Consider the following 11,538-nt stretch of genomic DNA (forward strand, 5'->3'; position numbering starts at 1 on the left):
TCGATCCCGACGGCCGACGGCTGCTACGCGCCGAAGGCCGTCCGCACCGCGTCGGCCACTGCGTTCGCCCGCATCGCGTGTTCTACCTCGTCGCGGATACCGTTCGTGACGTAAGCCATCGCCAGTCCGGACTCGGGATCCCCCCAGCCGACGACACTCCCCAGGCCACCGTGCCCGAACGTCGTTCGCGGGGCGACGGTGCCGTACTTGTCCCACGCGGTCCCCGCACGCTCGAAGCCGAGGGCGTAGCGCCGCGGCACCCGTAGCGTCCCGTCGCGCTCCACCTCGACTTGCACGCTCGTCGCCGTGCGGACGGTGTCGGGGTCGAGGAGTCGACGTCCGTCGAGTTCGCCGCCGTTGGCGAGGCAGGCGTAGAAGCGCGCCATGTCGCGGGCCGTGCCGACGCCCGTCGCCGCGGGAACGACCGCCCGGCGGATCGACTCGCGGTTGAACAGGGCCGCCGCCTCCGCGGCCGTCCCGGGGAGACCGGCACCGCTCTCCCGACACCGCTTGCCCGCCTCGAAGCCGGCGAGGGTGGCGACGTCGTCCGGGTCGCCCGCCGGGAGGCCGATGCTCGTGTCCGTCATCCCCAGCGGCTCGAAGACGTGTTCGCGCGCGTAGGTGTCGACGGACGTCCCGCTCACGCGGCGGACGAGTTCTCCCACGAGGAACCCGTAGGTGAGCGCGTGGTACGCGGCGGTCGACCCCGGCCGGAAAGTCGGATCGAGATCCTCCATCGCCGTCACGGCGGCCTCCCAGTCGGTCCAGCGCCCGGGGTCCTCGTCCAACGGCCCGGAAGGAAGCCCCGCTTGGTGGCTGAGCACGTGCCGCACCGTCGCCTCGGCCTTCTCGGTGCCCACCTCGGCGAACGTGGGCCAGTGGTCGCACACTGGATCGTCGTACGAGAGCTGGCCACGCTCGACGAGGTGGTGCAGGCAAGCCCCGGCATACGGTTTCGTACACGAGAACAACACGTGCCGCCGGTCGGGCGTCGTCTCCGGCCCGTCCGGGGCGACGACCCCTGCCGCGACGTCGAGGACCAGGTCGGTCCCGTCGTACACCGCCAACTGGCCGCCGTGGTGGAGGCCGGCGGCGACGTGGGACTCGAACACCTGCCGCACGCGAGCCGCCGGATCGGCGTCGAACGTCGAACCCATGTGTGGCATGTATCCCCATTGGGAGGAAAGCCCGTCGACCGAACGTGAGGGGAGGTACCGCACGTCGCCCCACGATGCTCGTCCGGAGGCGTCCTCGTCCCCTCGATGCCCCCCGTCGGCGTGGGTGCCCGACCCCGTCGGGTGAATCGACCGATCCCAGCACCGACGTCGCGGTAGCCGACGGCTGGACGACCCGATCCCTCGTCCCGGAACTCAAGCTTACTTTTATTAGCCAAATTTATGTTTGTCTAGCTGGTCGGGAGGGGTATGAACACGATACGGGCCGTCCTCGTCGCGTGCGTGGTGGTGGCGACGCTCGGATCGCCGGGCGTCGGCGCCGCGACGGCCGCCGAGGACTGCACGTTTCCGATCACGCGCACTGACGCGACGGGGACCGACGTGACCCTGTCGGCCGATCCCGACGAGGTGGTCACGCTCAACCCGAGTGCGGCACAGACGATGTACGAAATCGACGCCTGGGACGACGTCGTCGGCGTCTCGTCGTTCGCCGACTACCTCCCCGGTGCCGACGAGAAGACGACGGTCGGGTCGGGCAACACCGACGCCACGGTCGAGCGGACTATCGCGCTCGATCCGGACCTCGTTCTCGCGCCGAACACGATCGACGACTCCGTGGTGTCGCAACTCCGGGCCGCCGGGCTGACGGTGTACAAGTTCGAGGCGGCCGAGACCCTCGACGATATCGTCGAGAAGACGCGGCTGACGGGCGAACTCGTGGGCGCCTGCGAGGGCGCCGACTCCCGCGCCGACGAGATGGAGCGCCAACTCGACGTGATCGAGGGTGCGGTCGACGGCGTCGACCGGCCGAAGGTGTTCTACACCTTCTTCGGTTTCACCGCCGGAGACGGCACCTTCGTCCACGAGGTGATCGAGACGGCGGGCGGGGACAACATCGCCGCCGACACCGCCGATATCAACGCGAGCGGTGGCGACACGTCGGGGTACTTCGTCGCCAGTTCGGAGATCGTCGTCGCGGCCGATCCCGCGTGGTTCGTCCTGAGCAGCGACGAGTACGACCGCGCGACGGTGCCGTCCGGTGCCGGTGGCGTCTACGAGGAGACGACCGCCTACCGGGAGGGGAACGCGGTCGTCCTCGACGCCAACGACATCAGCCAACCGGCCCCGCGCATCGTCGACGCGATTCTCGACCTCGTACAGGTCCTTCATCCCGAGGCCTACGAGACGGAGATCGAGGACCGCGTCGAACGCGATTCGCTCGACAGCGACCGCGGGACGACGACCGAACGTCTCGCCGACGGGAGCGTCGACCTCCGAGCGTCGAACGTCGGCCGCTCGGATCGGGTGCGTTTCGACCTGCCCGCGCGGGCGAACGCGACGGTCGACGTGCGCCGGGTCAACGTCACGCTCTCGACGGTGAACCCCACGTTCGAACTCCGACTGGCGTACGGCGGCAACCACACGGCGCCGAACGGGACTCGCGCCCTCGAATCGCTACGCCTCTCCGGCAACGGCATCTTCACCGGCGATATCGATCACCTGACGCTCCGCCTGGCCGTGAACCGTAGCCGACTCGACGGGGCCGACCCCGACACGATCACGCTCTACCGGTCGAACGGCACCGCGTGGGTGCCCCTGCAGACGACGCGGGTGAACGCGACGTCGAACGGGACGGCCGCGAACGACACGCTCGTCTACGAGGCGCGGACCACCGGCTTCTCGCCGCTGCTTCTGGCCGCCGCCGAGCCAACCGCCTCGACGCCGGTGACGAACGCGACGGCCACGCCGGCGGCGACGGCGACGGCGACGCCCACCGCGGTGTCGACGTCGGCGTCCCGGACGCCGACACCGGCTGCGACGGCCGCGACGACGACCGATTCCCCGCCGTCGACGCCCGGGAACGCGCCCGGGTTCGGGGCGCTGGTCGCGGCGCTGGCGATACTCCTCGCCACGACCGCCGCGAGGGGGCGACGATGACCGGACTCAGCCGTGGTCACGGTGCGCTCACGGCGACGGCGCTCGTCCTCCTCACGCTGCTCGTGGCGGCGCCGGCGACCGGTGCAGCCGTCGCGGTCGGCGAGACGAGCGTCTCGCCGACGACCGTTTCGACCGGCACGACGGTCACGCTCGACCTCTCGGTGAACGCGACCGGTGTGAACACCAGCGACGGGACGACCGGCGCGACCGTCACGGCGACGGCGCCGCCGGCGCTCGACCTCTCCGGCGCGACGGCGACGGCCGAGAACGCGACGCCGAACGCGACTGGCGTGACCGCGTCCGTCGACGGCGCGGCGAACGCGGTGGTCGTCTCGTGGGACGACGACGCCGGGACCGGCGCCGAGACGGTCGCGGTGACCGTCTCCGTCGACGGCGTCGCGGTCGGGCGCACGGGAGAGCACGACCTGACGGCGACGGTGGACGCCGACGGCGACGGCGCCACGGACGCCCGGGGGACGGTCGGCACCGTCACCGCTGCGGCGACCACGAGCGAGCGGAGCGTCACGAGCAACGGGACCGTCCTCTACCTCGGCGAGGAGGACGTGGACCTGACCGGACTCGACGGCGCGGCACCGGCGGGGGCCGACGACCGATTCTACGGCGTCGGCGGCGTCGCCGAGGGCGAGGGTGCGTTCGCCGACGACACGGTCGCCGTGGACGTGACGCCGGGCAACGGCTTCGTCCCCGGAACCTACGCGTTCGCGGCCGGGGGTGAGTCGTCGTTCACCGTCGAACACCCGAACGTGACGGACGTGGACCTCTATCCCGGCGAGGCCGCAGCCGGGACCGAAGTGGCCGGCTCCTCCATCCCGCCGAGCGTCGAGACGCTCACGGTCGATCCGGACTTCGACTTCGCGGCGGCCGACAATGCGACCCTGGTCGTCGAGAACGGGGACGGACTGACGGTCACCGACGAACTCACCGCCGACCCAACGGTGGCGACCGACGACGAGACGATCACCCTCGACGTGGCGGACCTCGCCGTCGGAACCTACACGGTCCGGGTCGAGGGCGCCGACGACCTGGACCACGTGAACGCGACGACGACGGTCCGGATCCGTGCGGAGGCACGCACCGTCTCGCTGAGTCGAACGCGCGTCGCCCGCGGCGAGACGACGGTGGCGACGGTGAGCGGAACGCCGGGTGCGACCCGGTACGTTCGCCTGCCGGTCGGGGCCCTGCGTGACGGCGAATCGGTGACCGTCCCCACCGCGAAGGCGGTCTTCGGCGGGGCCGAGGGGCTGGTCTTCATCGGTGCCGATGCGGACGCGGACGCCCTCTTCGCGGTGGTCTCCCTCGACGACGATGGCTTCGCCAGGGTCGAAATCGGGACGGAGCGTCTGGACGAGACCACACACGACGTGGCGGTTTCGCGAAACGCCACGGCAGACGCCGAGTCGACCGTTCCCCTCACCGTCACCGACCGTCGCGTCACGGTGGCGGCCGACCGGACGAACCTCACCGTCGGCGAGACGGTCGCCGTCTCGGGACGGGCCCGCGGTGCGGACGACGTGAAACTCTACGCCTCCGTCGGCGGGGAGTACGCCCCGCTGTACGAGGACACGGAGGGCGACGAACTCGCGGAGGCCCGCGTCGACGACGGGTCGTGGTCGGTCGACCTCGACACCCGGACGGCCCTCACCGTCCCCGGTCGGTACCACGTCGTCGCCGTCGCCGACCCCGGCGACGACCGCCTGGGATCGACGGCCAGCATCTCCACGGCGACGCTCAACGGCTTCGACGACACCGCCACGACGACCGTTCGGACGACCGACCCGTCGCCCTCGGCGTCGGTCTCGCAGTCACGCATCGCCACGACGGCGGGCGACGAGGTACGCGTCGACGGCCGCGCGCCCGGGCCGGCCGAGACGGTGCGTGCCTACGTCGTCTCGCCCCGCGGCGTGGTCGACCCTCGCGACCTGAGCGTCGACGACGACGACGGCTTCGACTTCGACTACGCCGCCTTCGATACGCCCGGCACCTATCGCATCCTCGTCGTCTCCTCCGGCCGCGACGGCGCCTTCGCCACCGCCGACGGGGGCGACGCGGCCGCGGTCACGGACGAACTCTCGGGAGCGGAGACGGCGAGCGAGGCCGAGGCCGTCCTCCGCGACGCCTACGGGGGTGCCGGCGTCGACGACCGGATCGTCGCTCTGAACGTCACCGCGACCGACCCCCGCGTGCGCGTTGAGGCGGTTACCCACCGCGACGACGAACTCGTCGTACGGGGTACCTCGAACCGCGAGAACGGGACGACGGTCCTCCTCGACCTCCGGAACGGATCGACCGTCGCCGCCGCGGCGGACGCGGACGTGAACGCCTCGGGCAGCTGGCGGACGACCGTCGACGTGTCGGCGCTCGACGGCGGCGAGTACGCCCTCCGAGCCGAGACGGCCGACGTGACCGACACGCGGACGCTGCGTCTGGACGACGCGACGTCGACGGGCGCGACGACCCCGGCGCCGACGGCGACGGCGACGGCGACGCCGGCCACCCCGACGGAGACGCCCGTGGCCACGACGGCGGCCACTGCCACGCGGACGGCCGAACGCGCCGGCATCGGGGGCGAGACGCGCGGGACGGCCGACCGGGCCACCCGGACCGCGACGACCGGCGACGGCTTCGGTCCGCTGGTCGCCCTCGTGGCGGCGCTCTCGGCGCTCCTCGCCGCGCGTCGACGTTCGTAGTTCGGCGTCGTGCGACCGCCGTCGTCCGTCGCAGTGAAAACCCCTCGGCTCCAATCGCGGGTGTGATGTACGCCGACTCCCCCGGCCGGCCGCCGACCGGCCACCCCTCGGCCCGCCCCGCATGAACGTCTGCATCCGCGGCATCTACACGACTGCGCTCACCCGGCGGTTCCTCGACGCCGGCCACGCCGTCGTCGACGCCTCCGACCCAATCCGCGAGCGGTTCGACGCGAACTTCGGGGCGGCCCCGAACGACGTGCGCGTCGAGACGACCCGGGACCGACAGGGCGTGGGCGTGGCCGGTGACGCCGACGCGGTGGCGACGGCCGTCGACGAACTCACCCCGACCCGCGACACCTTCACCTGGGACTCGCCCGCCCCGCGGGACGCCATCTTCGATGCGCGCGTGACGGAGACGCTCGGCAGCGGTGCGATCTGTGACCTCGGCGACACCGAGGGTTTCCTCCCGTTCGGCAACGCCGCCGACCACGTCACCGTCGGCGACCAACTCCGGGTTCGCGTCGCCGAGTCCGCGGCCCCGTGGATCGACCGTCGGCCCGTCCTCGACACCGACGTGCGGGTGCGGGCGGGACCGGCGACGCTCGTCCACGGCGCGTCGGGCGTGACCGTCGACGCCCGCGACGACGCTGCCGGCCGCGAACTCGCCGGGATGACCGATCTCCTCGGTATCGACCCGCCCGATGGCTGGGGGCTTCGCTGGGCCGACGCGGCGACCGACGCCGACATGGCAGCGCTGGAGGCGGCCCTCTCCCGGGCGGTCGACCGCGCCGAGGCGGTACCCGTCGGCGACCCCGTCGACCCCGTTCGTCGGGTCGCGGCCCCCGGCGCGACGACGTGGGTGTGGTTCGGCCGCGAAGCCCGATTCGCCCTCGACGCGGACCGCCGGGCGGTGACGGCGACGATGCACGGGCACCACCGCGTCAAGGCGGCGTCGTCGGACGCGAGCCGCGCCGTGGACCTCGTGGAGGCACTGTCGACCGACGGCGACGAGTTCGCCCGGGCGGACGGCGACTTCCCCTTCGAGGCCGTCACCGACACCTTCGGTCCGCTCGCCGGTGACAGCGTCCGCCTCGAACACGGCAAACCCGACGGCCGACTGATCGTCCTCGGCCGGGCCGACGTGGCCGACCGGGACCCCGACGGCACGCTCACGCTCCGTCGGGAGATGACCGCCGGCGGCACCTACGATGCCCTCGGCGTCGACCGTGAGTCGGGCGACGTCGCGACCACGAAGGTCCGCGAGGGGCGGTGGTGGTACCCCACCGTCTACCGTGGTGCGGACGGGGAGCGGAAGGGGACCTACGTCAACGTCTGTACGCCAGTCGAGTGTTTCCCCGACGCCGTCCGTTACGTCGACCTCCACGTGGACGTGGTGAAAGGGCCCGACGGCGAGGTCCGCCGGGTCGACGACGACGAACTCGATGCGGCCGTCGACGCCGGGCGGGTCTCGCCGGCGCTCGCCGAGAAGGCACGCTCGGTCGCGTCGAGTCTGGAGAACGCCATCTGAGCGTCGCGGTGTCACCGCTCGCCGGTACCGCCGGTGATCGCACTCGCGAGCGCCCCCCTGACGACCGCTTCGGCCCCGAACCGCGTGAGACGGAGTTCGGGCACGTTCGTCACCACCAGATCGGGCAGTCGCTCGCGCACCGGGTCGAGGACGCGGTCGGGGTGGTTGCGCGCCACGCCCCCACCGACGACTACGGTTCTGGGCGCGTAGGCGTGGACGACTGTGGCGACGCCGATGGCGTTCCAGCGCGCCACCCGATCGACGACCGACGCCGCGAACGTGTCGCCAGTACCCGCCGCGTCGAAGACGGCCGCGGCGTCGAGGTCGGGGTCGTCGAGGGGGAGCGTCGTCGTCTCGCCAGCGTGGAGATCACGGGCGTAGTCCGGGACGTTGGCGCCCGAGCAGTACGCCTCCCAGTGACCCGTTCCCCCGCAGCCACAGGATCGCCGGCTCTCGGGGTCGACGGTGATGTGACCCACCTCGGCGGCGTTCCCGTCCCACCCCGAGAGAACGTTGTCGTCGACGACCGCACCGGCGCCGATGCCGGTCGAAATCGTCAGATACACCAGATTCTCACCGCCGTCGCCGAAGAATCGCTCGCCGACGGCGGCGGCCGTTGCGTCGTTGTGGAGCGTGATCCGGCCGGTCGAACACAGGGTTTCGAGCGGACCGACCAGCGGGACGTGATCGACGCTCGGCAGGTTGGGTGGCTCGACGACCGCTCCCACTCCCGGGTCGAGCGGTCCCGCGGCGCCGACGCCCGCCGCGACGACAGCCGCGGGCGCGACGTCGGCGTCCGCACACGCCGCTCGGACGGCGTCGAGGACCGCCTCGGTGACGGCGACGCCCGTCGTCGTCGGCGTGCGAGCGCGGTGTGACCCGGCGATTCGGCCGGCGCGGTCGCCGACGACCGCACGAATCGTCGTCGCCCCGAGGTCGACGCCGAGATACGTCGCCATCCCGTCACTCGGTGCCGGTGCGGACGTAGAGGACCGGACAGGGGGCGGACAGCAGGATCTGCTGGCCGACGCTCCCGAAGACGGCTTTCCCGGTCGGTGACCGGTCCCGCCCGCCGACGACGACCACGTCGGCGTCCACAGTCTCGGCTACCTCGACGACGGCGTCGCCCGGATCACCGATCCGGCCGCGAACCTCCCACTCAACGCCCGCCCCGTCGAGTACCTCCTCGAGGTCACGGATCGTCGCATCGCGTCTCGCCACGTCGTCGGTGGTGGGGTCGTCGAAGTGAAGCGCCGACAGCGTCTTCTCGTACCCTTCCTGGCTGAACACGCGCACGAGAACGACTCGGGCGCCGGTCGGGACGGCGATATCGACCGTCTCCTCCGCCAGCCGCGCCACCCGTTCGTGATCCCGCGGTCCGACGGCCACCAGCATGGTATCTATCGCCATACTTCGCGGGTTCGACGGCGGCATACAAATCCCTGTCCCCACATATGCCCGATCACCATCCCTACGTACACCCCGCCCCATCCACGAGTCATGCTCACGACGGACCTCTCCGACCGGGTCGCCCTGGTGACGGGGAGCGCGAAGGGAATCGGCCGCGAACTCGCCCTCTCGATGGCGGAGGCGGGGGCGGCCGTCGCGGTTCACTACCACACGAGCGCCGAGGCGGCGCGGGCGACGGCGGCGGTGGCCCGGGAGGAGAGCGGCCGCGCGACGACGGTCCAAGGCGACGTGACCGACCCCGACGACGTGGACGCGATGTTCGACGCTATCGAGAGCGACCTGGGCACCGTCGACCTCCTCGTCAACAACGTCGGCGACTTCGCGCCCCGACACTGGGCGGATATCGATTTCGAGACGTGGAACCGGGTGCTGGAGACGAACCTCAACGGCACCTACCTCTGCTCGAAACGGGCACTACCGGCCATGCGCGAGGCCGGGTTCGGCCGTATCGTCAACGTCGGCTACGCGGGAACGGAACGGGCGCTGGTCTACCCCAAGAACTTCCCCTACCTCGTCGCGAAGACGGGCGTCATCATGTTCACGCGGATGCTCGCCAACGACACCACCGAGGACGGTATCACGGTCAACTGCGTCTCACCCTACGTCGTCGAGAACTCGGACGAGTTCCCCGCCGAGGCGCCACGGGGCCGGTGGGCCTCCTTCTCGGACCTGCGGCAGGTGCTCTTTTTCTTCCTCGACCCGGACAGCGGGTACGTGAGCGGCGAGAACGTAGAGGTCGACGGGGGCTGGATTCCCGAGGCGCTGTAGTCGCACTGCGGTCACCGACCGACCCGCGCGTTCGGACGGACCGTTGGCCGTCACGTCCGGCCGTCGTCGTCCCCGTGGCGGGCGGCGGACGGGAACCAGTTACAACGATCCGTCTCAGGCGTTCGGCACGTCGTCGGGGTCGTCCTCGACGGAGCGTTTCATCGAGTCACGGCGGGATTTGGCGTCCCGGCCCGTCACTTCCAGCAGGAAGTCGTTCTTGGCGCTGACGGCGTCCTCGGCGGCGTCGGCGTTCCCCTCTTCGATCACCTGCGCGGCGGGTTTCTCCTCGAAGTGGACCGCGAGTTTGTCCTTCTTGCCGCTGTATTCGGACGCGCCCGCGACGATGCGTTCGAACACGGGGTTGTCGGGTTCCTCGACGACGTAGAGGTCGCTGCCCTTGTACTCCTCCGTCCCCGTGACCGGACCGAAGTAGCCCTCGACCGTCCCCTTGAGATCCGGTGCGTTCTCCTCCAGGGTTTCCCCGCGACGCATCTTGTACTCCTTCATGGACCCTGGTTCGGAAGGCGGCGGTTTACCAGTTTCGTCCTCCGTGTACGGCCGTGGCTACCGTTCTCGCTCGGCGATGTAGCCCTGGTGGCAGTCGGGGCAGATGTCGCCGGCCCGCATCGACGACCCACCCGCGGTTCGGGAGTATCCGCAGTTGGGGCAGAAAAATTCCGTCTCGCCTTCCGTTCGGTCACTGGTGACCGGTTCGACTTCGTCGGCGGCGACGAACTGTTTGCCGGCGGCCGTCCCGCCGCTCGCCGCCGTCGCGCCGTTGGTTGCGTCGCCGCCGGCGGCCTCCTCGGGTGTCAACCCGCCGCCGAAGGTGACCTCCGACGCCGACCCGTCGCTCGGCTCCGCGTCGAAGCCCTCGTCCTCACCGTCGGGGTCGGGCCACTCGTCGCCGCCGCTGACGACGGTCGCCCCGTCGTCGGCGGTCCCGGTCGCCCCCGACTCGGCGGCCGGGTCCGGATCGGTATCGGCGTCCGCGTCCGCGTCGGGCCACTCGCCGTGTCCCCGGTCGACGCTCTGCCCGTCGTCGTCGCCGTCGTCGTCGAGGATGATCGCGTCGTCGACGTGGTCCTCGTCCTCGGTATCGGCGTCCGCGTCGGCCGCGGCCGCGGCGGTCTCCGTCCCCGTCTCCGTCCCCGTCTCCGTGTCCTCGCCGCGTTCCGACTCCTCGGCGGCCGCCGGCGACGGTGCCGGATCGGCGTCCTCCTCCTCCAGAACCTCGCCCGCGTCGGCCTCGTCGACCACGGGAGCTTCCGTTTCGACGTCGGGGTCGGGGTCGGGGGTGACGCCCCCAGCGCCAGCGCCGCCCAATCCCGTCGCCACCGCCTCGTCGGCCGGATTCCGCACGGGCCGTACTTCCTTGTTCTCGCTGACGATCCGACGCTCGCCACAGCGCTCGCAGGTCTCGACGGTTCGGTACGTCACGACCACCTCGTCGCCGCGTTCCTCCCGCTCACGCTCCACCTCTCGGTTCGCGTATTCGTGTCCCAGTAGGCACCTGAGTCCCATTGTGTTGGGGTAGCGAGGGCACCACCAAAAGCCTCCGTCAGACGCCCGTCCGACGGGCGTCGCGGGGATTCGAGGTGGCGGTACAGGTAAACCGTCCGCGTCCGTACGTCCCGCGCATGAAGGCCAAACGGAAGTTCCGGGACCGCGAGGACGTGGAGGTGGCCATCCTCGACGCGCTGGTCGACCGCGGCGGTGAGGGGATGACCGTCTTCGAACTCCGTGCGGCCGTCGACGTGAACATCGACACGCTCGAGGACGCGCTCGGGGAGTTGAAAGCGGACTCGCTCATCGCCGTCGAGGTGGACGAGGGACGGACGGTCGTGCTCCCGGACGACCGGGTCGTTCCAGACCCGGGCCAGGCTCCCGGGGAGGAGGAGAGCCTGTTCGACGCGGTCCGTGAGCGCCTCGGTCTCTGATACGGATCGTT

The 11,538-nt window shown here is 71.3% G+C and carries 9 protein-coding genes; 4 read left to right on the forward strand and 5 right to left on the reverse strand.

The genetic code is table 11. The features are described 5' to 3' along the window. Positions 1–23: 23 nt before the first annotated feature. Positions 24–1,157: a serine hydrolase domain-containing protein gene (locus tag V8686_RS05240; RefSeq protein WP_379702906.1), complete on the reverse strand. Its 1,134-nt coding sequence runs from the start codon at positions 1,155–1,157 to the stop codon at positions 24–26. 267 nt (positions 1,158–1,424) lie between these two features. Here V8686_RS05240 and V8686_RS05245 point away from each other — a divergent pair, with 267 nt between their 5' ends. Beyond that, entirely contained in the window at positions 1,425–3,113 is a 1,689-nt protein-coding gene (locus tag V8686_RS05245; RefSeq protein WP_379702907.1) for a PGF-CTERM-anchored ABC transporter substrate-binding protein, read from the forward strand. A gap of 2,829 nt (positions 3,114–5,942) precedes the next feature. Then, complete coding sequence (locus tag V8686_RS05250) at positions 5,943–7,349, forward strand: DUF402 domain-containing protein (protein WP_379702908.1); 1,407 nt, start codon at positions 5,943–5,945, stop codon at positions 7,347–7,349. 11 nt (positions 7,350–7,360) lie between these two features. Here V8686_RS05250 and V8686_RS05255 read toward each other — a convergent pair whose 3' ends face one another. Then, entirely contained in the window at positions 7,361–8,308 is a 948-nt protein-coding gene (locus V8686_RS05255; protein WP_379702909.1) for an ROK family protein, read from the reverse strand. Between the two features lie 4 nt (positions 8,309–8,312). Further along, positions 8,313–8,759: a universal stress protein gene (locus V8686_RS05260; protein ID WP_379702910.1), complete on the reverse strand. Its 447-nt coding sequence runs from the start codon at positions 8,757–8,759 to the stop codon at positions 8,313–8,315. Between the two features lie 90 nt (positions 8,760–8,849). Here V8686_RS05260 and V8686_RS05265 point away from each other — a divergent pair, with 90 nt between their 5' ends. After that, the gene (locus V8686_RS05265; RefSeq protein ID WP_379702911.1) at positions 8,850–9,587 is read left to right on the forward strand and encodes an SDR family NAD(P)-dependent oxidoreductase; all 738 of its coding nucleotides are present in this window, start codon (positions 8,850–8,852) and stop codon (positions 9,585–9,587) included. A gap of 114 nt (positions 9,588–9,701) precedes the next feature. On the opposite strand, the gene V8686_RS05270 is transcribed toward V8686_RS05265, so the two are convergent. Further along, positions 9,702–10,094: a DUF5611 family protein gene (locus tag V8686_RS05270; protein ID WP_379702912.1), complete on the reverse strand. Its 393-nt coding sequence runs from the start codon at positions 10,092–10,094 to the stop codon at positions 9,702–9,704. Between the two features lie 57 nt (positions 10,095–10,151). Continuing rightward, positions 10,152–11,111 carry a DUF7093 family protein gene (locus tag V8686_RS05275; RefSeq protein ID WP_379702913.1) on the reverse strand — a complete coding sequence of 320 codons (960 nt, stop codon included), beginning with the start codon at positions 11,109–11,111 and terminating at the stop codon, positions 10,152–10,154. 116 nt (positions 11,112–11,227) lie between these two features. Here V8686_RS05275 and V8686_RS05280 point away from each other — a divergent pair, with 116 nt between their 5' ends. Continuing rightward, positions 11,228–11,527 (forward strand): DUF6432 family protein, encoded by a 300-nt coding sequence (locus V8686_RS05280; protein WP_379702914.1) that lies wholly within the window; start codon positions 11,228–11,230, stop codon positions 11,525–11,527. Positions 11,528–11,538: the final 11 nt, after the last annotated feature.

Source organism: Haloplanus litoreus (assembly GCF_045690335.1).
In the GTDB taxonomy this organism is placed as follows: domain Archaea; phylum Halobacteriota; class Halobacteria; order Halobacteriales; family Haloferacaceae; genus Haloplanus; species Haloplanus litoreus.

Coding starts and splice junctions, on each gene's coding strand:
- V8686_RS05240 (WP_379702906.1), bottom strand. CDS start 1,157: ATGGGTTCGACGTTCGACGCCGATCCGGCGGCTCGCGTGCGGCAGGTG.
- V8686_RS05245 (WP_379702907.1), top strand. CDS start 1,425: ATGAACACGATACGGGCCGTCCTCGTCGCGTGCGTGGTGGTGGCGACG.
- V8686_RS05250 (WP_379702908.1), top strand. CDS start 5,943: ATGAACGTCTGCATCCGCGGCATCTACACGACTGCGCTCACCCGGCGG.
- V8686_RS05255 (WP_379702909.1), bottom strand. CDS start 8,308: ATGGCGACGTATCTCGGCGTCGACCTCGGGGCGACGACGATTCGTGCG.
- V8686_RS05260 (WP_379702910.1), bottom strand. CDS start 8,759: ATGGCGATAGATACCATGCTGGTGGCCGTCGGACCGCGGGATCACGAA.
- V8686_RS05265 (WP_379702911.1), top strand. CDS start 8,850: ATGCTCACGACGGACCTCTCCGACCGGGTCGCCCTGGTGACGGGGAGC.
- V8686_RS05270 (WP_379702912.1), bottom strand. CDS start 10,094: ATGAAGGAGTACAAGATGCGTCGCGGGGAAACCCTGGAGGAGAACGCA.
- V8686_RS05275 (WP_379702913.1), bottom strand. CDS start 11,111: ATGGGACTCAGGTGCCTACTGGGACACGAATACGCGAACCGAGAGGTG.
- V8686_RS05280 (WP_379702914.1), top strand. CDS start 11,228: ATGAAGGCCAAACGGAAGTTCCGGGACCGCGAGGACGTGGAGGTGGCC.